This window comes from Halomonas denitrificans, from assembly GCF_003056305.1.
Taxonomy (GTDB): domain Bacteria; phylum Pseudomonadota; class Gammaproteobacteria; order Pseudomonadales; family Halomonadaceae; genus Halomonas; species Halomonas denitrificans.
This window is the reverse complement of the sequence record NZ_PYVX01000002.1, coordinates 665,126-686,120: the sequence shown is the minus strand read 5'-3', so window position 1 is coordinate 686,120 and position 20,995 is coordinate 665,126. Positions and strand designations below refer to the sequence as shown.

The following is a 20,995-nucleotide window of genomic DNA, read 5'->3' as shown; positions in this document are numbered from 1 at the left end:
CGGGGGTGGGACGCCGCGGGGGGCGCCCGGTCAGGCGAGCATCACCATCGCCAGCCGCCGATCAGGCCGGGGCGCGAGAGGAGGCGGTCGGTAGCACGGCGGGCAAGGGCATCCAGCGTCATGGGGTGTCCATCGGAGGAGATCGCGAGATCCGTTATAACAAAAAACTATCGTTATCAGGCTCATTATAGCCCAGTCAAAATCACCCTAAACGAGTTCCGCGAGCGATTCAACCGTGCCATCCGGGCGGCTCAGCGCCACCGGCTCGCCGTGGTTGTAGCCGTAGGGGACCGCCAGGGTGCGAAAGCCCGCGGCGCGACCGGCCTCGATGTCGTGGCGCGAGTCGCCGACCATCAGGCAGGCCGACGGCGCCACGTCGAAATGGGCCGCCACGTGCAACAGCGGCGCCGGGTCGGGCTTCTTCGCCGCCAGGCTGTCGCCGCCCAGACAGAGCGCGAAGTGGCCATCGAGATCGAAGGCCTCGAGCAGCGGCGCGATGAAGGCGCTCGGCTTGTTGGTCACCAGCGCCAGGGGCAGCCCGCGCGCATCGAGCGCCGCCAGCGCCTCGCGCACCCCGGGATAGAGCCGGGTGCGGGCGCTGGGCGCGCGGCCGTAGTGATCGAGAAAGCCCGCATGGGCGCGCGCCAGCAGCGCCTCGTCCGGCACCTCGCCCCGTGCCCCCTCCAGGGCGCGGGCCATCAGCATGAGCGAGCCGTTGCCGACCCAGTCGCGCACCCGGGCCTCGCCCTGGGGCGCCAGGCCGAGCTCGGCGAGGGCGGCATCCGCCGCCGCGGCGAGGTCCGGCACGGAATCGACCAGGGTGCCGTCCAGGTCGAAGGCCACCAGCCGGATGTCGTGGAGGATGGGGTGCATGACGCCTCTCGTCGGGGGAATCGAGCCCCATTATGCCGCAGCGGCCATGGGCAGGAAATCGCCGACAGCTTATGCTGGAGCCTCCAATCTTTCGGGAGAATGACATGAACCTGCCAAGCATCGTCGTGGTCGGCGGCGGGGCCGGTGGCCTCGAGCTGGTCACCAAGCTCGGCCACAAGCTGGGGAGACGCGGCCGCGCCGAGATCGTGCTGGTCGACCGCAACGCCACCCACATCTGGAAGCCGCTGCTGCACGAGGTCGCCACCGGCGCGCTGGACTCGGGGCTGGACGAGATCTCCTACCAGGCGCACTCGAGCCAGCACGGCTACCGCTTCCAGCGCGGCACCCTGAGCGGCATCGATCGCGAGGCCGGCACCCTGACCCTCGCCCCGGTGCTCGACGACGCCGGCGACGAGGTGCTGCCCGCCCGCGAGCTCGCCTACGACCAGCTGGTGCTGGCCCTGGGCAGCGTCAGCAACGACTTCGACACCCCCGGGGTCGGCGAGCACTGCCACTTCCTCGACAGCCCCCAGCAGGCCGAGGCCTTCCGCCAGCAGATGCTCAACACCTTCCTGCGCCACAACGATCCGCGCCTCGAGCGGCCGGCACGCATGGCGGTGGGCATCGTCGGCGCCGGCGCCACCGGGGTCGAGCTCGCCGCGGAGCTCCACGAGGCCTCGCGGATGCTGCACAGCTACGGCGTCACCCCCCTGGACAGCGACCGGCTCGAGGTGCACCTGATCGAGGCTGCCCCACGGGTGCTGCCGGCGCTGCCGGAGCGCATCAGCGAGGCGGTGCACCGGGAGCTGGAGCGCCTGGGCGTGAGGATCCATGCCGAGACCCGGGTGACCCGGGTGGAGGCCGAAGCGATCCACACCGCCGACGGCGAGCGCATCGAGATCGACCTCGGCGTCTGGGCGGCGGGCATCAAGGCCCCGGCGCTGCTCTCGGCGCTGGGCCTGCCGACGGAGCAGAACCACCGCCTCAAGGTCCACGACACCCTGCAGAGCATCGAGGATCCGCGGATCTTCGCCCTGGGCGACTGCGCCAGCTGCCCGCAGCCGGACGGCGGCACGGTGCCGCCGCGGGCCCAGGCCGCCCATCAGCAGGTCGCCACGCTCTATCACAACCTGCAGGCCCAACGTGCCGGCAAGTCGCTCAAGGCCTTCGTCTACCGGGACCGCGGCTCGCTGATCTCGCTGGCGCACTTCGATGCCATCGGCAGCCTGATGCGCGGCGCTTCGGCGCGCAGCCTGTTCATCGAGGGGCACCTGGCGAAGTTCTTCTACGCCTCGCTCTACCGCCTGCACCAGCGCGCCATCCACGGCACCCTGAAGACCGGCCTGATGGTCGTGGTGGACGGGCTCAACCGCTTCCTCAAGCCGCGCCTCAAGCTGCACTGAGGCGACGCCACCACCGCCCCTGAACGACGCGGGCCGCCGGATCTCTCCGGCGGCCCGCGTCATGCTGGACGGCGTGGCGCTCAGCGCTCATCGAGCCCGCCCGCGGATTCGCCGTGGTGATAGACGTGCACGTCGCGCTGGGGGAAGGGAATGCTGATGCCCTCGGCGTCGAAGCGGCGCTTGATCGCCTCGGTCATCTCCCAGTGGACGTCCCAGTAGTCGCCGGCCTTCACCCAGGGCCGCACGATCCAGGTGATGCTGGAGTCGCCCATGGCGCTCATGCGGATGTTGGGCGCGGGATCCGCCAGCACCCGCGGGTCGTCGGCCACCACGCCCTCGAGCACCCGGCGCACGGTGTCGATGTCGGCCTCGTAGCCGACCCCGACAGCCAGGTCGACCCGGCGCGTCGCGTGGGCCGAGGCGTTGGTGATGGCGCCGCTCATCATCTGGCCGTTGGGCACGAGGATCTTGCGGTTGTCGCCGGTCCGAAGCTCGGTGGTGAAGATCTGCACGTCCTCGATCACTCCGGCCACGCCCCCCGCCTCGACGTAGTCGCCGATCTTGTAGGGGCGAAAGAGGATCACCATGACCCCCGCGGCGAAGTTGGCCAGCGACCCCTGGAGCGCCAGGCCCACGGCCAGGCCCGCGGCACCGATCACCGCGATCAGCGAGGCGGTCTGTATGCCGATCCGGCTGATCGCCGCCAGCACCACGAAGGTCAGCAGCAGGGCATAGGCGATGTTGCCCAGGAACTTGACCAGCAGCGGCTCGACCTTGGCCCGCTGCATGCCCCTCATCAGCAGGCGGTGCAGCCCCTTGGCGACCCAGCGGCCGATCACGAAGATGGCGGCCGCCGCCACCAGGTTGGTGGCGAAGCTCAGTCCGGTGCTCTGCAGGTAGGCCAGCAGCCCACCGGGGTCGATGCCGTTGATGCCGTCCATGGACGTCTCCTCGTTCCTTGACCGCGTGTTGCTCGAAAGGGGGTTATGACGGCGCGACGCGCCGGGCCGCCGCCCGATGCCGGGCGGATGCGCCCTTTATGGCGTCAATCGTTGGCGCGCGCAAGCCAGCGGCGCTTCTCCCGGGCGGGCAGGCGCTTGATGGCCGCCTCGCGGCGCAGCGCCTCGCCGTGGCTGCCGACGCACTCGCGATGCACCAGGGTGAGCGGCCCCTTGCCGCGCAGCGCCTTGGCCCCGCGACCGGCGCGATGCTCGGCCAGGCGCCGGTCGACGTCGGTGGTGATGCCGGTGTAGAGGGCGCCCGCCGCGGTCTCGATCAGGTAGAGGTACCAGCGGCGATCGGCGGCCGGGCCCGGCGCATCGGCGGCGCTCACCGGACCGCCTCAGGCGCCGGCCAGGGCCCGGCGGAAGTCGCCGATCACACTGTCGTAGCGGTGCGGGTCGGCGGCGTTGCGCGCCTTGAACACCGCCGAGCCGGCGACGAAGGTGTCGGCGCCGGCGCGGGCGATCTCGGCGATGTTGTCGACCTTGACCCCGCCGTCGACCTCCAGGCGGATCGGGCGCCCCGAGGCGTCGATGCGCCGGCGCGCCTCGCGCAGCTTGTCGAGCGTCGCCGGGATGAACGACTGGCCGCCGAAGCCCGGGTTGACGCTCATCAGCAGGATCATGTCGACCTTGTCCATCACGTAGTCGAGGTAGGAGAGCGGCGTGGCCGGGTTGAACACCAGGCCCGCCTTGCAGCCGCCGTCGCGGATCAGCTGCAGGGAGCGGTCGATGTGGTCGGAGGCCTCGGGATGGAAGGTGATGTAGCTGGCCCCGGCATCGATGAAGTCGCCGACCAGCCGGTCCACCGGCCGGACCATCAGGTGGGCGTCGATGGGTGCGGTCACGCCATGCTTGCGCAGGGCCTCGCAGACCATCGGGCCGATGGTCAGGTTGGGCACGAAGTGATTGTCCATCACGTCGAAGTGGACGATGTCCGCGCCGGACGCCAGCACGTCGTCGACCTCCTCGCCCAGGCGGGCGAAGTCGGCGGAGAGGATCGAGGGCGCGAGCTGGAAGTCGAGTCGGGAGTCGGTCATGGCGACGATCGGTTCCTGTTTGAGTCGAGGGGCACGATGGGCGGCATTCTAACGCATCTGGCCGCCCCGGGTGCCCCTTGCGAGATCGCCGATCCGGGTCGATAGTGATCAGTCGAGTCCCCCTCCTCGACACGATCCTCGACAAGGAGATGTCCCGATGCCTCACCGTATTGTTCGCCCGCTGGGTGCCGGCCTGCTCGCCGGCACGCTGCTCGTCGCCCCGCCGCTGCTCGCCCAGCCGGCCATCCTCGAGGGCGAGCGCTTCCACCCCCAGGAGGGCGCCGAGGGCATGGTGGCGACCAGCCACTTCCTCGCCTCCCAGGTCGCCCACGACGTCCTCGCCGCCGGCGGCAACGCCGTGGACGCCGCCGTCACCGCGGGCTTCGCCCTGGCCGTCACCCAGCCCCGCTCCGGCAACATCGGCGGCGGCGGTTTCATGCTGATCTCCGATGAAAAGAGCGACGAGGTGATCGCCATCGACTACCGGGAGACCGCCCCGGCGGCCGCCACCGAGACGATGTTCCAGGACGAGGACGGCAATGCCGTCTCCGAATGGTCGCGCTTCACCCATCGTGCCGCTGGCGTGCCCGGCACCGTGGCGGGCCTCGCCCTAGCGCTGGAGGAGTATGGCACCCTGAGCCTCGCCGAGGCCCTGGCGCCGGCGATCCGGCTGGCCGAGGAGGGCTTCGCGGTGCCACAGCGCTTCGTCGACGGCGTGAGCGCGACCCGCGAGCGCCTGACCCAGTGGGACTCGACCAAGGCGATGTTCTTCAAGGAGGACGGCAGCCCCTATGAGGTCGGCGATACCTTCCGCCAGCCGGACCTGGCGGCGACCCTCAAGCGCATCGCCGAGCAGGGCGCCCGCGAGTTCTACGAGGGCGAGACCGCCCGGCTGATCGTCGCCGAGATGGAGCGCCACGACGGCCTGATCACCCACGAGGACCTGGCCGCCTACCAGCCGGTGATCCGCGAGCCAAGCCACGGCAACTACCGCGGCTACGACGTCTACGCCATGAGCCCACCCTCCTCCGGCGGGGCCCACATCGTGCAGATGCTCAACATCCTCGAGGCCTACGACATCGGCGAGATGGGCTTCGGCGCGGCCAACACCATGCACGTCATGGCCGAGGCGATGAAGCGCGCCTACGCCGACCGCTCGGAGTACCTGGGCGACACCGACTTCGTCGACGTGCCCCTCGAGGGCATCACTTCCGAGGGCTACGCCGACGAGCTGCGCGCCGAGATCGCCATGGATCGCGCCACGCCGAGCGAGGAGATCGCCCCGGGCAACCCGCTGCCCTACGAATCCAACGAGACCACCCACTTCTCCATCGCCGACGACGACGGCCTCGCGGTCTCCAACACTTACACCATCAACTTCAGCTACGGCTCGGGGATCGCCGTCGACGGCGCGGGCTTTTTGCTCAACAACGAGATGGACGACTTCTCCGCCAAGCCCGGGGTGCCCAACGCCTACGGCCTGATCGGCGGCGCGGCCAACAAGATCGAGCCCGGCAAGCGCATGCTGTCGTCGATGACGCCGACCATCGTCAAGCAGGACGGCAAGAACTTCCTGATCACCGGCAGCCCCGGCGGCTCGCGGATCATCACCACCACCCTGCAGGTGCTGATGAACGTCATCGACCACGACATGAACATCCAGTCGGCGGTCAGCGCCCCACGCCTCCACCACCAGTGGCTGCCCGACGAGCTGCGCATCGAGGCCGGCTTCAGTCCCGACACCCTGGAGCTGCTCGAGGGCAAGGGCCACACCCTCAGCCAGGAGGAAGCGATGGGCGCCGCCCAGTCGATCGTGATCGAGGACGGCCGCTTCTACGGCGGCGCCGACCCGCGGCGCTCCACCTCCTCGGCCATGGGGCTCTAGGCCCGTCACCGCCCTACCCTCATCCCCGCTCGACCCCGGCGCCCTCGGTCTCACCGAGGGCGCCGGCGGTTCAGCGTCGGCGGATACACTAGTTCCAAAATAGAATAAAAGACGGCATTGTAATTCCAGTACGCGCTGCTTACCTTAGCCTTCTAAGGAAACCGTCGCCCAAGGAGTCACCATGTCGCCGCTGCCCCTCTTTCGCCGCACCCTCGTCGCCTCCGCCATCGCCCTGGGCCTGGTCGGTCCGGCCATGGCCGAGGAGCGCGAGCTGCTCAACTCCTCCTACGACATCGCCCGGGAGCTCTTCGCGACCGTCAACCCGGCCTTCCAGGCGCACTGGGAGGAGACCCACGACGACACCCTGACCATCAAGCAGTCCCACGGCGGCTCCTCGGCCCAGGCCCGGGCCATCCTCCAGGGGCTGCGCGCCGACGTGGTCACCTACAACCAGGTCACCGACGTCCAGGTGCTGGCCGATGCCGGCCTGGTCGCCGAGGACTGGCAGCAGCAGCTGCCCAACAACGCCTCGCCCTACTACTCCACCACCGCCTTCCTGGTCCGCAAGGGCAACCCCCAGGGCATCGAGAGCTGGGAGGACCTCGCCGCCGAGGGAGTCGAGCTGGTGTTCCCCAACCCCAAGACCTCCGGCAACGGCCGCTACACCTACCTGGCCGCCTGGGGCGCCGCCGAGCGCGCCTTCGACGGCGACGAGGAGCGGGTGACGGCGTTCATGCGCGACTTCCTCGGCAACGTCAAGGTCTTCGACACCGGCGGCCGCGGTGCCACCACCAGCTTCATCGAGCGCGGCATCGGCGACGTGCTGATCAGCTTCGAGTCCGAGGTCAACAACATCCGCCAGGAGTACGGCAGCGACGACTACGAGGTGATCGTGCCGCCGGTCAGCATCCTGGCCGAGTTCCCGGTGGCCGTGGTCGAGGAGAACGCCGAGCGCAACGGCACCCTCGAACTGGCCCGGGACTACCTCGAGTTCCTCTACGCCGAACAGACCCAGCGGCTGCTGGCCGGCTTCAACTACCGGGTGCACGACGAGACCGTGGTGGCCGAGTTCGCCGACCAGTTCCCCGAGACCGAGCTGCTGAATGTGGAAGAGGTTTTCGGCGGCTGGGACGCGGCCATGGAGACCCACTTCGCCAGCGGCGGCCGGCTCGACCAGCTGCAGCGCCGCTAAGCGCGCGGAGCCTTCGCCATGAGTCAACGCGCCGCGCGCCTGGCCCTGCCCTTCTCCGGCCGCACCCAGCGGGTGCTGCCGGGCTTCGGGCTCTCGCTCGGCATCAGCCTGACCTTCGTCTCGCTGGTGCTGCTGCTGCCGCTGACCGGCCTGGTGGGCCAGCTGGCCGGTCTGTCGCTCGGCGAGTACTGGGCCATCGTCAGCGAGCCCCGGGTAGTGGCCAGCTACGCGATCACCCTCGGCGCCGCCGCGGTGGCGGCGCTGGTCAACGCCGCCTTCGGCCTGCTGCTGGCCTGGGTGCTGGTGCGCTACGACTTCCCCGGCAAGCGCGCCCTGGACGCGCTGATGGACCTGCCTTTCGCCCTGCCCACTGCGGTGGCCGGCATCACCCTGGCGACCCTCTACTCCAGCAACGGCTGGATGGGCCGGGCGCTCGCCCCGCTGGGCCTCGAGGTGGCCTACACCTGGGTCGGCATCGCCCTGGCCATGGCCTTCACCAGCATCCCCTTCGTGGTCCGCACGGTGCAGCCGATCCTCGAGGACCTGCCCCACGAGATCGACGAGGCGGCCATGACCCTGGGGGCCCGCGATGGCGTCGCCTTCCGGCGGGTGATCCTGCCGCACCTGTGGCCGGCGCTGGTCACCGGCACCGGGCTCGCCTTCGTGCGCTCGCTGGGCGAGTTCGGCGCGGTGATCTTCATCGCCGGCAACATGCCCTACGAGACCGAGATCACCTCGCTGATGATCTTCGTCAAGCTGCAGGAGTACGACTACGTGGGCGCCTCGGCCATCGCCTCGGTGGTGCTCGCCACCTCGCTCGCGCTGCTGCTGGCCATCAACCTGTGGCAGGGGCGCTTCATCCGCCGCCTGCACGGAGGCTCCTGACATGCAACGCATCGGTGATGCGCCGGCCCTGCGCCGCCTGCTGATCGGCGCCGCGGTGGCGCTGTCGGCGCTGTTTCTGCTGCTGCCGCTGGTGGCGATCTTCGCCCAGGCCTTCGCCCAGGGCCTCGGCACCTTCTGGGCCAACGTGAGCGACACCTACACCCTGGCCGCCATCGGCCTGACGCTGTTCGTGACCGCCCTGACCATCCCCATCAACCTGGTGTTCGGGGTGATGCTGGCCTGGCTGGTGACGCGTTTCGCCTTTCCCGGTCGGCGCCTGCTGCAGACCCTGATCGACATCCCCTTCGCCATCTCGCCGGTGGTGGCGGGCCTGGTCTACCTGCTGCTCTACGGCCGCAACGGCTGGCTCGGCGGCTGGCTCGACGCCCACGACATCCAGCTGATGTTCGCCTGGCCGGGCATCCTGATGGTCACCGTCTTCGTCACCTGCCCCTTCGTCGCCCGGGAGCTGATCCCGCTGATGCAGGCCCAGGGCTCCCGGGAGGAGGAGGCGGCGGTGACGCTCGGCGCCTCGGGCTTCACGCTGTTTCGCCGGGTCACCCTGCCCAACATCCGCTGGGCGCTGCTCTACGGGGTGATCCTGACCAACGCCCGGGCGGTGGGCGAGTTCGGCGCGGTCTCGGTGGTCTCCGGGGCGATCCGCGGCGAGACCAACACCCTGCCGCTGCACGTCGAGCTGCTGTATCAGGACTACAACACCGTGGGCGCCTTCGCCAGCGCCGCCCTGCTGGCCCTGATCGCCCTGTTCACCCTGGCCGCCAAGGCCGGCCTGGAGTGGCGCGCCGCGCGCCGGGAGGCCCTCGCATGAGCATTCGTCTCGAGAACATCGCCAAGCACTACGGGCCCCGCGCCCGTGCCCTGGAGCCGATCGACCTGGAGATCGGCGACGGCGAGCTGATCGGCCTGCTCGGCCCCTCGGGGTCGGGCAAGACCACCCTGCTGCGCATCATGGCCGGCCTCGAGTCCCCCGACCGCGACCCCGCCGCGCGCATCCGCTTCGGCGAGCGCGACGTCACCCGGGTGCACGTGCGCGACCGGCGCATCGGCTTCGTCTTCCAGCACTATGCGCTGTTCCGCCACATGAGTGTCTTCGACAATGTGGCCTTCGGCCTGACGGTGCTGCCGCGCCGCGAGCGCCCCTCGTCCGGCGAGATTCGCGCCCGGGTGCACCGCCTGCTGGAGATGGTCCAGCTCGAGCAGCTGGCGACCCGCTACCCCGCCCAGCTCTCCGGCGGCCAGCAGCAGCGGGTCTCGCTGGCCCGCGCCCTGGCCCTGCGCCCCGAGGTGCTGCTGCTCGACGAGCCCTTCGGGGCGCTGGACGCCAAGGTGCGCCAGGAGCTCCGGCGCTGGCTGCGCCACCTCCACGACGAGCTGGGCTTCACCAGCGTCTTCGTCACCCACGACCAGGAGGAGGCGCTGGAGCTTTCGGATCGCGTGGCGGTGATGAGCAACGGGCGCATCGAGCAGATCGATACCCCCGAGGCGCTCTACCGCGCGCCGGCCAACCGCTTCGTCTTCGAGTTCCTGGGCGACGTGAACCATCTGGAGGGCGAGGTCCGGCAGGGCGTGCTCACCTGCGGCGAGGCGCGCCTGGCGGTGGACCTGCCCGACGGCCCGGCGGAGCTGCTGATGCGTCCCCATGAGCTCGCGCTGGCCACTGCGCCGAGCGCCGAGGCGCACCTGCCGATGACCGTCACCGCCGTCTCGCCGGTGGGTGCCGAGGTGCGCGTGGAGCTCGCCGCCGACTGGCTCGCCGAGCCGTGGCTCGCCACGGTGCGCCACGCCGACTTCGAACACCTGGCACTGGCCCGCGGCAAGCGCCTCTTTGCGCTGCCGCGCCGCTGGCATCGCTTCGACGACCGGGCCGCGCGCCCGGCCCCGCGCCCGAGCCTCGCCACCCCGGGCTGATGGGGCGCCCCGGGGGCGATATACTCGGGGCCGATCTTTCATCAGGAGCCTTACCATGCAGCGTCGACGCGTCCTTCGGGCCTGCGCCCTGCTACTCGCCGCCGGCTGGCTGGCCGGCTGCGCCAGCCCCCACTACCTGCAGCTCGACCCCCGGCGCACGGCCGCCGTGCCCCAGACGGGCAGCGGCCAGGCCGTGACCGTGACGGCCGTGGACGGCCGCGACAGCGAGGTGCTCGGCACCCGGACCGGCAGCGCCATGTCCACCGCGGTGATCACCGTCAACGCCCACGAGCTGGTGCCCGAGCTCCAGGCCGAGGCCGAGCGCGCGGTGCGCGAGATGGGCTTCACCCCCACCACCGAGCGCGCCGAGGGACGGCCCAGCCTGACGCTGACCCTCGAGCACCTGGGCTACGAGCGTGGCGAGAGCCGCCCCTTCATCGACGAGGCGCGGCTCGAGGCGGTGCTCATCGCCGAAGCGGTCAACGCCGGCACCACCTACACCGGCACCTACACCTCGCGCCGCACCCAGGGCTACGCCCTGCGCCCCGACAAGGAAGCCAACACCCGGATGGTCAACGCGCTCATCGCCGACGGCCTGGATCGCGCCTTCCGCGACCCGGAGCTCGGGCGCCTGCTGGCGCGCTGAGCCCATCTGTCGGGCCGCCTCAGGTGAGCGGCCCGCGACGCTCCAGCGCCCAGACGCTCTCGCGAAAGCCGCTGCCCGGCTCCGGCTCGCCGTCCTCCAGGTGGGTGACCCGGAAGTTGGGCTCGAAGAGCGCCCGCACCTCCTCGGCATCGACGCTGTAGGGCGGCCCGCCGCCCTCCCGGGTCAGGCTGATCAGCAGGCCCCGGCTCCCCGGCGGCAGCAGCTGCGCCAGGTGGAAGGCGTAGCGCTGGCGGGTGGCCTCGGGCAGCGCGATCAGCGCGGCCCGATCGTAGAAGGCGCCGATCTCGGCGGCCTGATCGATATGGAAGTGGAAGAAGTCCCCGCACCACAGCTCCACGCTGCCCTGGCGGCAGATGTCGAAGCCGTCCTGGTGGTAGCGGGTGATCTCGCCCCTGCCCCCGGCGACGAACTGTTCGATGGCCGTCTGGGCGAGCTCGATACCCAGCACCGGGTGGTCGCGATTCGCCAGCCAGCGCATGTCCAGGCTCTTGCCGCACAGCGGCACCAGCACCTTGGTCCCGGCCCGCACCTTCAGGGCAGGCCAGTGACGAACGAGGGCCGGGTGGGGCGCATCGCGATGGAAGCCGATGCGTCCCTCCTCCCAGCGCTTTAACCAGTCGTCCACCATGCTCAGAACCAGCGGTCGCGCTTGCGCCGACGACGCGGCAGGTGGGGCACGATCAGGCCGACCAGCAGGCCCGCCCCGGCCACGCCGCCGCCGTACATGAAGTAGCGCATCAGCAGGTCCTCCTCCTGGGTGTCCAGGCGCGCCTGGAACTCCCGGATGGTGGCCCGCGACTGCGCGGTCTCCTCCTCGAGGGCCTGGTTGCGGGCCTCGAGCTCCTCGATGCGCGCCTCGCGCATCTCGAGGGTGTCGGTCATGGTCGCGGTGCGGGTCTCCCAGGTCTCGTTGATGCCGGCGAGCTCCGCGGTCAGCTCCTCGACCCGGGCCTCCAGGGCCGGCAGCCGCTGCTGGGCGCTGGGCTCGGCCTGGAGCTCGCTGCTGAGCACCCAGACGACGTCGCCCTCGGCGTCCTCGACCCGGCTGTAGTCGCCGCTGGTCTCGAGCACGGTCACCGGCTCGCCGGCGGTCAGGGTGCCGATGATGCGGTAGCCGTCGGTCGGGCCGCTGCGCACGAAGGTGGTGAGTTCGTCCGACACCCAGGCGCCGTCATCGGCGGCGTCCTGGGCGTGGAGGGCGGGTGGCAGCGTCGCGAGCGCGACGCCGAGTGTCAGAATCTTGAGTCTGTGTATCGTCATGCCATCGTCCTGGCTGTCCAAGGCTCGCGTGTCGTTGCTCTGTCGTGACGCGTGCGCCGCGCCCGGACGTCCATGCCGGGCACGACGGCGATGCGTGGTTCGCACGGACGGGTTACCCACAGCTGCTGTGGACAACCATCGGGAAAACCGCTGGAAACCCGCCGCAAGCCGGCGCGACCATCGTCTCGGTCACAATCCGGTCATTTTCTGACCAGCCCATGATCCCCGGCCGACGCCTGGCCCCGTCCTCGAAAGGCCCACAGGGTACCACAGTCGGGGCGCGCGACCGCGGGCCCACGCTGGCCCCGCTGCCGGCTGCGGCGTATAATGCAGGGTCTTGTCTCGGGTGGCCATCCGGCCATCCCCCCACGTCCATCCAACGGTGTCCCGTCGCGCCAGCTGCCGCGACCTACTCTTATGGCGAAGAAACTCTTCATCAAGACGCACGGCTGCCAGATGAACGAGTACGATTCCGCGCGCATGGCGGATCTGCTCGGCGAATCCCATCAGCTCGAGCTCACCGACGACGAGCGCGATGCCGACGTCATCCTGCTCAACACCTGCTCCATCCGCGAGAAGGCCCAGGAGAAGGTCTTCCACCAGCTCGGCCGCTGGAAGAAGCTCAAGGAGGCCAACCCGGAACTGGTGATCGGCGTGGGCGGCTGCGTGGCCAGCCAGGAGGGCGAGGCCCTGCGCAAGCGCGCGCCCCATGTCGACATGGTGTTCGGGCCCCAGACCCTGCACCGGGTGCCGGGCATGCTCGACGCGCGGGCCGACGACAAGATCTCGGTGGTCGACGTCACCTTCCCCGAGGTCGAGAAGTTCGACCACCTGCCCAAGCCGAGCTCCGACGGCGCCACCGCCTTCGTCTCCATCATGGAGGGCTGCTCCAAGTACTGCACCTTCTGCGTGGTGCCCTACACCCGCGGCGAGGAGGTCTCGCGCCCCTTCGAGGCGGTGATGGACGAGGTCATCCACCTGGCCGAGCAGGGGGTGCGCGAGATCAACCTGCTGGGCCAGAACGTCAACGCCTACCGCGGCGAGAACCGGCTCGGCGACGAGATCGACCTGGCCGAGCTGATCGCCTGCGTGGCCGCCGTCGAGGGCATCGACCGCATCCGCTTCACCACCTCGCACCCGGTGGAGTTCTCCGACAGCCTGATCGAGGCCTACGGCGAGATCCCGGAGCTGGTCAGCCACCTCCACCTGCCGGTGCAGGCGGGCTCCGACCGCGTGCTCGCCGCCATGAAGCGCGGCCACACCGTGGAGGAGTACGTCGCCAAGATGGAGCGCATCCGCGCCCTGCGCCCCGACATCAGCTTCTCCTCGGACTTCATCATCGGCTTCCCCGGCGAGACCGCCGAGGACTTCGAGTCGACCATGGACCTCATCCATCGCATCGGCTTCGATCACTCCTTCAGCTTCGTCTACTCGGCGCGCCCCGGCACCCCGGCCGCGGGACTCGAGGACGACACCCCGGAGAGCGTCAAGAAGCAGCGCCTGGCGATCCTCCAGGAGCGCATCAACCAGCAGACGATGCAGATCAGCCGGCGCATGGTGGGCACCACCCAGCGCATCCTGGTCACCGGCTTCTCGCCCCGGGACCCCGGCCAGCTCTCCGGACGCACCGAGAACAACCGCGTGGTCAACTTCCGCGCCGCCAATCCCTTCGAGCTGATCGGCTACTTCGTCGACGTCGAGATCACCGAGGCGCTGCCCAACTCCCTGCGCGGCGAGCTCGCCTCCCCCGAGCGCTTCTGAGTCAGCGATTGCCCCGGCCGGCGCCGGGGCAGTAAGCTGGGAGCCACATCCACAACGCACGGATCCCCCCGTCTTGAGCCAGCCATCTTCTCAGGCCAACCGCATCATCACCCTGAACCTGGAACCCAACGATCCTCGACGCCTGGCCAACCTCTGCGGCCAGCGCGACGAGCACCTCAAGCTGGTCGAGGCCCGGCTGGGCATCACCCTGCGCAACCGCGGCAACATCTTCCAGCTCGCCGGGCCCGCCCATCGCGTCAAGGCCGCCGCCAACGTGCTGGAGCACCTCTACCGGGAGACCGAGGCCAGCGACCTCGAGCCCGACACGGTGCACCTCTTTCTGCAGGAGTCCGGCCTCGAGGCGCTGGACGAGGAAGAGGGCGACGAGGCCGACGACGAGGTGCTGCTGCGCACACCACGCACGGTCATCAAGCCCCGCGGCCTCAACCAGCAGGGCTACGTCCAGAGCATCCGTGCCCACGACATCAACTTCGGCATCGGTCCGGCCGGCACCGGCAAGACCTACCTGGCCGTGGCCGCCGCGGTGGAGGCGCTCAACCAACAGGAGGTGCGTCGCATCCTGCTGGTGCGCCCGGCCGTGGAGGCCGGCGAGAAGCTCGGCTTTTTGCCCGGCGACCTGGCCCAGAAGATCGATCCCTACCTGCGCCCACTCTACGACGCCCTCTACGAGATGATCGGCTTCGAGCAGGTGGCCAAGCTGATCGAGCGCCAGGTGATCGAGATCGCCCCGCTGGCCTACATGCGCGGGCGCACCCTCAACAACGCCTTCATCATCCTCGACGAGAGCCAGAACACCACCCGCGAGCAGATGAAGATGTTCCTGACCCGCATCGGCTTCGGCTCCACGGCGGTGATCACCGGCGACGTGACCCAGGTCGACCTGCCCCGCGGCCAGACCTCGGGGCTGATCCAGGTGCTCGACGTGCTCAAGGACACGCCGGGGATCGGCGTGACCCACTTCGCCGCCAAGGACGTGGTGCGCCACCCCCTGGTCCAGCGCATCATCGAGGCCTACGACCACTTCGAGGCCGGCGAGGAAGCCGCCGAACGCGAACGTCGGGAGCAGCGCGAGGCGCGCCGCGAGGCCCAGGCCGAGGAGCGCCAGGCGCGCCTGCGCCATGACGAGCGGGGCGACGCGTGAGCGAGGTCATCGTCGATCGCCAGGTGGCCCTCGCGGCCGAGGCCCTGCCGTCCCAGGCCGAGCTCGAGGCGTGGGTCGCGGCCGTGCTCGCCAAAACGCCCGACGAGACCCGCCATGAGCTGACCGTGCGCTTCGTCGACGCCGAGGAGAGCCAGGCCTTGAACCGCAACTACCGCGGCCGCGACAAGCCCACCAACGTGCTCTCCTTCCCCTTCGAGGGCCCGCCGGGGATCGACCTGCCGCTGCTCGGCGACCTGGTGATCTGCCATCCGGTGGTGGTCCGGGAGGCCCGCGAGCAGGACAAGTCGACGCCCGCTCACTACGCTCACATGGTGATCCACGGCACCCTGCACCTGCTGGGTCACGATCACATCGACGACGCCGAGGCCGTGATCATGGAGGCCCTCGAGCGCGAGATCCTGGCATCGCTGGGGATCGCCGACCCGTATCTCACCCCCAGCCCTCCGCACCGCGATACCGACCACGAGGACGAGAGAGCCGACGCATGAGCGAAGACCGATCGAGTGGCCAGGGCAACAGGTCCTGGCTCGATAAGTTGTTCAGTGCCCTGTCCAACGACAGCGACGAACCCAGCTCCCGCGGCGAACTGCTGGAGTTCCTCCGCCAGGCGGGCTCCCGCCTGAAGCTCGACCAGGACGCCATGATGATCATCGAGGGTGCCCTGAGCATCAGCGACCAGCAGGTCCGCGAGGTGCTGATCCCCCGCTCGCAGATCACCGCTATCGCCCTCGACCAGCCCCTCGAGGAGTACCTGCCGGTGATACTGGAGACCGGCCACTCCCGCTACCCGGTGATCGGCGAGAACCTCGACGAGGTCAAGGGCATCCTGCTGGCCAAGGACCTGCTGCCGCTGCTGCGCAGCGGCCAGGAGAACGGCCGCCCCTTCCAGCTCGACGAGGTGCTGCGCCCGGCGATGTTCGTGCCCGAGTCCAAGCGCCTCAACAGCCTGCTCAAGGAGTTCCAGGACACCCGCAACCACATGGCGGTGGTGGTGGACGAGTACGGCGGCACGGCGGGCATCGTCACCATCGAGGACATCCTCGAGGAGATCGTCGGCGAGATCGAGGACGAGCACGACATCGACGAGGAGATCGATATCCGCGAGCTGGGTGAGGAACGCTACGCGATCCGCGCCCTGACCCCCATCGAGGACTTCAACGAGCGCTTCGGCACCCAGTTCTCCGACGACGAGTTCGACACCCTCGGGGGCCTGGTGATGCAGCGCTTCGGCCACCTGCCGGGTCGCGGCGAGCACACCGAGCTCAGCGGCTGGCGCTTCACCGTGCTCAACGCCGACAACCGGCGCATCCGCCTGCTCGAGGCCTCGCGCTGCGACGACGGCGACGAGGAGTAACCCGCCGCCCCCTTCCATGGATGGACACGATGGCTGACGTTCGCCTGCCCCCGGCCCTGGGCTGCCTGCTGGCCCTGGTGGCCGGGGGACTTACCACCCTCAGCACCGCCCCCTTTTCGCTCTGGTGGCTGGGCCCGGTCGCCGCCGGCCTGCTCTATCTCGGGCTGCCCGCCCTGACGCCCCGCCAGGCCGCGCTGCGCGGCCTCTGCTACGGCATCGGCCTGTTCGGCTCCGGGGCCTCCTGGGTCTACGTCTCGATCCACGACTACGGCTACACCGGGGTGCCCCTGGCGCTGCTGCTGACGGCGCTGTTCGTCGTCGGCCTGGCACTGTTCTTCGCCGCCACCCTGTGGGGCTATCGCCGCCTGTGCGGGCCGCGCCTCGCCGCCCTCACCTTCGCCGGCGCCTGGGTGCTCGGCGAGTGGCTGCGCACCTGGCTGTTCACCGGCTTTCCCTGGCTGCTGCTCGGCAGCGCCCAGGTCGACTCGCCCCTGGCCCCCTGGGCCCCGGTGGGCGGCGTCTACCTGCTGTCGCTGATCGTCGCCCTCACCGGCAGCCTCGGCGTCGAGCTGCTGCGTCGCCGCGCCTGGGCCGCCGTCCCGCTGGCCGCGCTGTGGCTGGTGCCGCTGGCCCTGCCGGACCAGTGGACCACGCCGCGGGGCGAGCCGGTGCGCGTCGCGCTGCTGCAGGGCAACCTGCCGCAGCTGATCAAGTGGCGCCCCGAGGGCCAGCGCCAAGCCGTCGACACCTACCTCGGCCTGACCCGCGGGCTCGACGACGACGTCGACCTGGTGATCTGGCCCGAGGCCGCGCTGCCGATGTTCGAGGACCAGGCCGCGCCGATCCTCGAGCGCGCCCATGCCGCCCTGCCGGCAGGCACCGAGCTTGTGACCGGCATCCTGCAGCGCGACGCGCGCGGGCTCTACTACAACAGCGTGGTCGGCCGCGGCGACGTGGAGGGGGCCTACCGCAAGGCGCACCTGGTGCCCTTCGGCGAGTACCTGCCGCTGGAGAGCCTGCTGCGCGGCGCCATCGCCTTCTTCGACCTGCCGGCTCCGGCCATGACCCCGGGCCCGGAGGAGCAGGCGCCGATGCGGGTCGGCAGCCTCGTCATCGGCAACGCCATCTGCTACGAGATCATCTACGCCGATCTCGTGGCTGAGCAGGCCCGCGAGGCCGGCGTGCTGCTGACGGTCTCCAACGACACCTGGTTCGGCGCCTCGATCGGGCCGCTGCAGCACCTGCAGATGGCGCGCCTCCGCGCCCTGGAGAACGGCCGCCCGGTGATCCGCGCCACCAGCAACGGCGTCACCGCGCTCATCGACGCCCGGGGCCGTGTCACCGCCCGGGCCCCACAGTTCGAGACCGCCGTGCTCGAGGGCGAGGTCACGGCCACTGACGGCCTCACCCCCTTCACCCGCACCGGCAGCTGGCCCGCCTGGCTGCTCGCGGCCCTGCTGGTGCTGCCGGGACTGCGCCGCCGGCGCTGAGCGGGCCGGCACACCGCACCCCTCGGGCAACAAAAAACCCCGCCGCTGGCGGGGTTTTCTGTCTCGGGGGACGGTCGGGCGGCGGCTACGCCTCGGACTCGGCCTCGCCCAGCACCTCGGGGATGGTCATGCACACGTAGCGCCCCGGGGCCGGCTCGAGGATGTCGAGCTCGCCGTCGCCGGGCTGGCGCGCTGGCACCGTCTTCTCGGGATCGACGTAGCCGTTGTCGAGCATCCACGCCTGCCAGTGCGGCCACCAAGAGCCCTCGTGCTGCTGGGCCCCCTCGAGCCACGCCTCGGCGGTCTCCGGCAGCTCGTCGTTGGTCCAGTAGCCGTACTTGTTCTTGCTCGGCGGATTGACGATCCCGGCGATGTGCCCGGAGCCGCCCAGCACGAAGGTCACCGGCCCCTTGGGCAGCAGCGCGCCGTAGTAGGTGCTGTTCCACTTGGCGATGTGGTCCTCGCGGGTGGAGACGAAGTAGCTCGGCGTGGAGATCTTGCGCAGGTCGATCTTGACCCCGTCGAGCTCGATCCCGCCGGGCTGCACCAGCCGGTTCTCCATGTACATGTGGCGCAGGTACCAGGCGTGGGTGCCGGCCGGCAGGTTGGTCCCGTCGGTGTTCCAGTAGAGCAGGTCGAAGGGCGCCGGGGCATCCCCCTTCAGGTAGTTGTTGATGTAGAAGGACCAGAAGAGGTCGTTCTCGCGGAGCAGGTTGAAGGAGTAGGCCATGACCCGGCCGTCGAGGTAGCCGTCGCGCTCGAGCTTGGCCTCGATGCCCTCCAGCACCGGCTCGGAGAGGAAGACGCCGATCTCGCCGGGATCGCGGAAGTCCTGCAGGGTGGCCATGTAGGTCACCGACTTGACCTTGCGGCCGCGCCGGGTGCTGGTCAGGTAGGCCACGGTGGAGGCGGTCAGGGTGCCGCCGATACAGTAGCTCAGGAGGTTGACCGACTTCTCGCCGGTGGCCTGTTCGATGGCGCCCATGGCGTCGATGGGCCCCAGCTGCATGTAGTCGGCCCAGGTCAGGTCGCGCTGCGCGGGCCCGGGGTTGCGCCAGGAGATCAGGAAGACGGTGTGGCCCTGCTCCACCAGCCAGCGCACCAGGGAGTTGTCCTGGCGCAGGTCGAGGATGTAGTACTTGTTGATCCAGGGCGGCACCACCAGCAGCGGCGTCTTGTAGACCTGCTCGGTGGTCGGCGTGTACTGGATCAGCTGGATCAGCTCGTTCTCATAGACCACCGCCCCCGGCGTGACGGCGATGTTCTCGCCGATGGCGAAGGCGCTGCGATCGGTCATGGTGACGTTGAGGCCCTCGGCGGAGTTGGCCAGGTCCTCGCGCAGGCGGGCGAGCCCCTCGACCAGGTTCTGGCCGCGGGTCTCGAGGGTCTTGCGCATCACCTCGGGGTTGGTGGTCACGAAGTTGGTCGGCGCCATGGCGTTGACCAGCTGGCGCGCGTAGAAGCCGAGGTTGCGCTTCTGGTCCGCCGAGAGGCCGTCCAGGCGCTCGATCAGCTCCTCCACCAGGCGCGAGAACAACAGGTACTGCTGCATGATCGCCAGGTAGTAGGGATCCTCGCGCCAGGCGTCGTCCTTGAAGCGGCGATCCCCCTTGGCCGGGGTGACCAGCGGCTCGACGTCCTCGCCGGCCAGCCGGCGCAGCGACTGCTGCCACAGCTGAGCCTGGTCCTGGAGCAGACGCGACTGGGTCTGCCACAGCAGGGGCGGATTGCGCATCAGCGATTCGGCGCCGGCCTGGAAGCTGCGCCGCATGTCGTCATGGACCGATTCCGCGGCGTCGCTGGGCACCATGCGCGCCAGCAGATCCTGCATCAAGGCCCGATATTCCTCGCCGATCGCCGAGAGCTGGGCGTTCCACGCCTCCAGCTCTGCCGGTGTCGGTGCTTGCACCCCTGACTGCATTGACCCCTCCTGTTGTTCATATGGACCGCTTAAGACCGCTCGGACCGACCCTTGTCATCGGTCCCCTTCGCGTCGGCCATGGCCGGAACGCCGGGCACCGATACCCGCGAGGCGGATATCGGCGCGACGTGGTGACGGTCTGGGAAATCAGCGCTTGCGCGACGCGGACTGGCTGGTCGCCTTGGCGGGCTGATCCGACGGGGTCGCCTCCTCCTTGGCCGCCTGACCGGCCTTCTCGGCCTGCTCGGCGAGCTGCTTGCCGGACTCGGCGTAGAGCTTCTCGAGTTCGGCCTTGAACTCCAGGCTCATCTCGCTCATGGCCTTGGCGTCCTCGAGCATCTGCTTGGAGAGCTCGTTCATCATCTCGGCCTGGCGAGCGCCGAACTCGCGCACGCTCTCGGCGTCGGAGAGCTCGCCGGCATCGCGCAGGCGCTCCGTGCCCATCTGGCTGTAGCGCTTCATGGACTCCATCTGATACTGGGTCATCTTCTCCATGTTGTTCAGCATCAGGGAGTTGAGCTTGCGCATCGGTTCGAAGAACTGACGGGTCTGCTCGTTGAATGCATCGATCATCTTGTCCTGCATTGTCGAATCCCTCCTGGAGGCGCGTTAACGAACGACTTGTTGCACTGCACAAAGCCTAGTCGGCGTCGCCGGGGCTTGCAACCGGATTGCGGCCGCCCCCGGCGAAGGTCGAAGAGCGGCTCCCGCCGTCAGCTCTCGCGCTTGGCGCGGGAGCGGGCACTGGCCGTGGAGGACGCCTTGCCGGAGGAGGAGGACTTCTTGCTGGAAGAGGACGACGCCTCGCCCGAGGCGGCCTCGTCGGCGGCCTCGCCGCGGCCGGCACTGGCCGCGGCCTTGGAGAGCATGTCGAGCATCATCTGCTGGTAGTTGCCGAAGCTGGAGAGGCCCTGGGAGAGCCCCTGCGTCAGGTTCTGCGACAACCCCTGCTGCTGCAGGAAGGGCTGCATCAGGCTCATCGGATCGTAGCCCTCGACGCCCGACTCCATCTGCTTCTGGATCCGGTCGAGCAGATCCTTCTGGAAGGCCTCCACGTCGGGCAGGCCCAGCGCCTGACGAAACTCCTCGGGGGTCAGGTCGAATTCGACGTTGATCTTCATGGCGTCACTCGTGTGGGTGGACGCCTGAAG

General features: G+C 69.7%; 21 protein-coding genes. 12 read left to right on the top strand and 9 right to left on the bottom strand.

Annotated elements, in window-relative coordinates:
* Positions 1 to 207: 207 nt before the first annotated feature.
* Positions 208 to 873, bottom strand: a complete 666-nt coding sequence (locus C9F13_RS09280) for a phosphoglycolate phosphatase (protein ID WP_108445940.1) — start codon at positions 871 to 873, stop codon at positions 208 to 210.
* Positions 874 to 977: 104 nt separating this feature from the next.
* On the opposite strand from C9F13_RS09280, the gene C9F13_RS09275 reads away from it, so the two are divergent.
* The gene (locus tag C9F13_RS09275; protein ID WP_108445939.1) at positions 978 to 2,276 is read left to right on the top strand and encodes an NAD(P)/FAD-dependent oxidoreductase; all 1,299 of its coding nucleotides are present in this window, start codon (positions 978 to 980) and stop codon (positions 2,274 to 2,276) included.
* 80 nt (positions 2,277 to 2,356) lie between these two features.
* Here C9F13_RS09275 and C9F13_RS09270 read toward each other — a convergent pair whose 3' ends face one another.
* The 3 genes from C9F13_RS09270 to rpe all read right to left on the bottom strand — a co-directional run bounded on the left by C9F13_RS09270 (position 2,357) and on the right by rpe (position 4,317).
* Positions 2,357 to 3,217 carry a mechanosensitive ion channel family protein gene (locus C9F13_RS09270; RefSeq protein WP_170121137.1) on the bottom strand — a complete coding sequence of 287 codons (861 nt, stop codon included), beginning with the start codon at positions 3,215 to 3,217 and terminating at the stop codon, positions 2,357 to 2,359.
* Positions 3,218 to 3,321: 104 nt separating this feature from the next.
* Positions 3,322 to 3,609, bottom strand: a complete 288-nt coding sequence (locus C9F13_RS09265; protein WP_245888745.1) for a GIY-YIG nuclease family protein — start codon at positions 3,607 to 3,609, stop codon at positions 3,322 to 3,324.
* 9 nt (positions 3,610 to 3,618) lie between these two features.
* Positions 3,619 to 4,317, bottom strand: a complete 699-nt coding sequence (gene rpe / locus C9F13_RS09260) for a ribulose-phosphate 3-epimerase (RefSeq protein ID WP_108445938.1) — start codon at positions 4,315 to 4,317, stop codon at positions 3,619 to 3,621.
* A 157-nt stretch (positions 4,318 to 4,474) separates the two neighbouring features.
* Here rpe and ggt point away from each other — a divergent pair, with 157 nt between their 5' ends.
* The 6 genes from ggt (at position 4,475) to C9F13_RS09230 (ending at position 10,854) form a co-directional block, all read left to right on the top strand.
* The gene (ggt, locus tag C9F13_RS09255) at positions 4,475 to 6,202 is read left to right on the top strand and encodes a gamma-glutamyltransferase (RefSeq protein ID WP_108445937.1); all 1,728 of its coding nucleotides are present in this window, start codon (positions 4,475 to 4,477) and stop codon (positions 6,200 to 6,202) included.
* 181 nt (positions 6,203 to 6,383) lie between these two features.
* Positions 6,384 to 7,394: a thiosulfate ABC transporter substrate-binding protein CysP gene (gene cysP / locus C9F13_RS09250; protein ID WP_108445936.1), complete on the top strand. Its 1,011-nt coding sequence runs from the start codon at positions 6,384 to 6,386 to the stop codon at positions 7,392 to 7,394.
* 18 nt (positions 7,395 to 7,412) lie between these two features.
* Entirely contained in the window at positions 7,413 to 8,279 is an 867-nt protein-coding gene (cysT, locus tag C9F13_RS09245; protein ID WP_108445935.1) for a sulfate ABC transporter permease subunit CysT, read from the top strand.
* 1 nt (position 8,280) lies between these two features.
* Entirely contained in the window at positions 8,281 to 9,108 is an 828-nt protein-coding gene (gene cysW, locus C9F13_RS09240) for a sulfate ABC transporter permease subunit CysW (RefSeq protein ID WP_108445934.1), read from the top strand.
* Positions 9,105 to 10,208 carry a sulfate/molybdate ABC transporter ATP-binding protein gene (locus C9F13_RS09235; protein WP_108445933.1) on the top strand — a complete coding sequence of 368 codons (1,104 nt, stop codon included), beginning with the start codon at positions 9,105 to 9,107 and terminating at the stop codon, positions 10,206 to 10,208. The genes cysW and C9F13_RS09235 overlap by 4 nt, the downstream gene beginning before the upstream one ends.
* Before the next feature lie 55 nt (positions 10,209 to 10,263).
* Positions 10,264 to 10,854 (top strand): YajG family lipoprotein, encoded by a 591-nt coding sequence (locus C9F13_RS09230; RefSeq protein WP_108445932.1) that lies wholly within the window; start codon positions 10,264 to 10,266, stop codon positions 10,852 to 10,854.
* A gap of 19 nt (positions 10,855 to 10,873) precedes the next feature.
* Here the strand turns inward: C9F13_RS09230 and C9F13_RS09225 are convergent, their stop codons facing one another.
* Both C9F13_RS09225 and C9F13_RS09220 read right to left on the bottom strand, forming a co-directional pair.
* Positions 10,874 to 11,503, bottom strand: coding sequence for a class I SAM-dependent methyltransferase (locus C9F13_RS09225; protein WP_108445931.1), 630 nt, complete (start codon positions 11,501 to 11,503; stop codon positions 10,874 to 10,876).
* Positions 11,504 to 11,505: 2 nt separating this feature from the next.
* Positions 11,506 to 12,135, bottom strand: a complete 630-nt coding sequence (locus tag C9F13_RS09220; protein ID WP_108445930.1) for a TIGR04211 family SH3 domain-containing protein — start codon at positions 12,133 to 12,135, stop codon at positions 11,506 to 11,508.
* A 417-nt stretch (positions 12,136 to 12,552) separates the two neighbouring features.
* Here C9F13_RS09220 and miaB point away from each other — a divergent pair, with 417 nt between their 5' ends.
* The 5 genes from miaB to lnt all read left to right on the top strand — a co-directional run bounded on the left by miaB (position 12,553) and on the right by lnt (position 17,923).
* Positions 12,553 to 13,896, top strand: a complete 1,344-nt coding sequence (gene miaB / locus C9F13_RS09215; protein WP_108445929.1) for a tRNA (N6-isopentenyl adenosine(37)-C2)-methylthiotransferase MiaB — start codon at positions 12,553 to 12,555, stop codon at positions 13,894 to 13,896.
* A 73-nt stretch (positions 13,897 to 13,969) separates the two neighbouring features.
* Positions 13,970 to 15,058 carry a PhoH family protein gene (locus C9F13_RS09210; RefSeq protein WP_108445928.1) on the top strand — a complete coding sequence of 363 codons (1,089 nt, stop codon included), beginning with the start codon at positions 13,970 to 13,972 and terminating at the stop codon, positions 15,056 to 15,058.
* Positions 15,055 to 15,567, top strand: a complete 513-nt coding sequence (gene ybeY, locus C9F13_RS09205) for an rRNA maturation RNase YbeY (protein WP_108445927.1) — start codon at positions 15,055 to 15,057, stop codon at positions 15,565 to 15,567. Before C9F13_RS09210 ends, ybeY begins: the two co-directional genes overlap by 4 nt.
* Entirely contained in the window at positions 15,564 to 16,433 is an 870-nt protein-coding gene (locus C9F13_RS09200; protein ID WP_108445926.1) for a CorC family transporter, read from the top strand. The genes ybeY and C9F13_RS09200 overlap by 4 nt, the downstream gene beginning before the upstream one ends.
* A 29-nt stretch (positions 16,434 to 16,462) precedes the next feature.
* Positions 16,463 to 17,923 carry an apolipoprotein N-acyltransferase gene (gene lnt / locus C9F13_RS09195; protein ID WP_245888744.1) on the top strand — a complete coding sequence of 487 codons (1,461 nt, stop codon included), beginning with the start codon at positions 16,463 to 16,465 and terminating at the stop codon, positions 17,921 to 17,923.
* Between the two features lie 85 nt (positions 17,924 to 18,008).
* Here the strand turns inward: lnt and phaC are convergent, their stop codons facing one another.
* The 3 genes from phaC to C9F13_RS09180 form a co-directional block, all read right to left on the bottom strand.
* Positions 18,009 to 19,844, bottom strand: a complete 1,836-nt coding sequence (phaC, locus tag C9F13_RS09190; RefSeq protein WP_108445924.1) for a class I poly(R)-hydroxyalkanoic acid synthase — start codon at positions 19,842 to 19,844, stop codon at positions 18,009 to 18,011.
* A 147-nt stretch (positions 19,845 to 19,991) separates the two neighbouring features.
* The gene (locus C9F13_RS09185; protein WP_108445923.1) at positions 19,992 to 20,429 is read right to left on the bottom strand and encodes a phasin family protein; all 438 of its coding nucleotides are present in this window, start codon (positions 20,427 to 20,429) and stop codon (positions 19,992 to 19,994) included.
* A 128-nt stretch (positions 20,430 to 20,557) separates the two neighbouring features.
* A complete protein-coding gene (locus C9F13_RS09180) occupies positions 20,558 to 20,965 on the bottom strand; it encodes a hypothetical protein (protein WP_108445922.1) in 408 nt (135 codons plus the stop codon).
* Positions 20,966 to 20,995 lie beyond the last annotated feature (30 nt).

What these genes read in the sequence shown, in the direction of transcription:
- C9F13_RS09280 (WP_108445940.1), bottom strand. Translation starts at nt 873, where the DNA reads ATGCACCCCATCCTCCACGACATCCGGCTGGTGGCCTTCGACCTGGAC.
- C9F13_RS09275 (WP_108445939.1), top strand. Translation starts at nt 978, where the DNA reads ATGAACCTGCCAAGCATCGTCGTGGTCGGCGGCGGGGCCGGTGGCCTC.
- C9F13_RS09270 (WP_170121137.1), bottom strand. Translation starts at nt 3,217, where the DNA reads ATGGACGGCATCAACGGCATCGACCCCGGTGGGCTGCTGGCCTACCTG.
- rpe (WP_108445938.1), bottom strand. Translation starts at nt 4,317, where the DNA reads ATGACCGACTCCCGACTCGACTTCCAGCTCGCGCCCTCGATCCTCTCC.
- ggt (WP_108445937.1), top strand. Translation starts at nt 4,475, where the DNA reads ATGCCTCACCGTATTGTTCGCCCGCTGGGTGCCGGCCTGCTCGCCGGC.
- cysP (WP_108445936.1), top strand. Translation starts at nt 6,384, where the DNA reads ATGTCGCCGCTGCCCCTCTTTCGCCGCACCCTCGTCGCCTCCGCCATC.
- cysT (WP_108445935.1), top strand. Translation starts at nt 7,413, where the DNA reads ATGAGTCAACGCGCCGCGCGCCTGGCCCTGCCCTTCTCCGGCCGCACC.
- cysW (WP_108445934.1), top strand. Translation starts at nt 8,281, where the DNA reads ATGCAACGCATCGGTGATGCGCCGGCCCTGCGCCGCCTGCTGATCGGC.
- C9F13_RS09235 (WP_108445933.1), top strand. Translation starts at nt 9,105, where the DNA reads ATGAGCATTCGTCTCGAGAACATCGCCAAGCACTACGGGCCCCGCGCC.
- C9F13_RS09230 (WP_108445932.1), top strand. Translation starts at nt 10,264, where the DNA reads ATGCAGCGTCGACGCGTCCTTCGGGCCTGCGCCCTGCTACTCGCCGCC.
- C9F13_RS09225 (WP_108445931.1), bottom strand. Translation starts at nt 11,503, where the DNA reads ATGGTGGACGACTGGTTAAAGCGCTGGGAGGAGGGACGCATCGGCTTC.
- C9F13_RS09220 (WP_108445930.1), bottom strand. Translation starts at nt 12,135, where the DNA reads ATGACGATACACAGACTCAAGATTCTGACACTCGGCGTCGCGCTCGCG.
- miaB (WP_108445929.1), top strand. Translation starts at nt 12,553, where the DNA reads ATGGCGAAGAAACTCTTCATCAAGACGCACGGCTGCCAGATGAACGAG.
- C9F13_RS09200 (WP_108445926.1), top strand. Translation starts at nt 15,564, where the DNA reads ATGAGCGAAGACCGATCGAGTGGCCAGGGCAACAGGTCCTGGCTCGAT.
- lnt (WP_245888744.1), top strand. Translation starts at nt 16,463, where the DNA reads ATGGCTGACGTTCGCCTGCCCCCGGCCCTGGGCTGCCTGCTGGCCCTG.
- phaC (WP_108445924.1), bottom strand. Translation starts at nt 19,844, where the DNA reads ATGCAGTCAGGGGTGCAAGCACCGACACCGGCAGAGCTGGAGGCGTGG.
- C9F13_RS09185 (WP_108445923.1), bottom strand. Translation starts at nt 20,429, where the DNA reads ATGCAGGACAAGATGATCGATGCATTCAACGAGCAGACCCGTCAGTTC.
- C9F13_RS09180 (WP_108445922.1), bottom strand. Translation starts at nt 20,965, where the DNA reads ATGAAGATCAACGTCGAATTCGACCTGACCCCCGAGGAGTTTCGTCAG.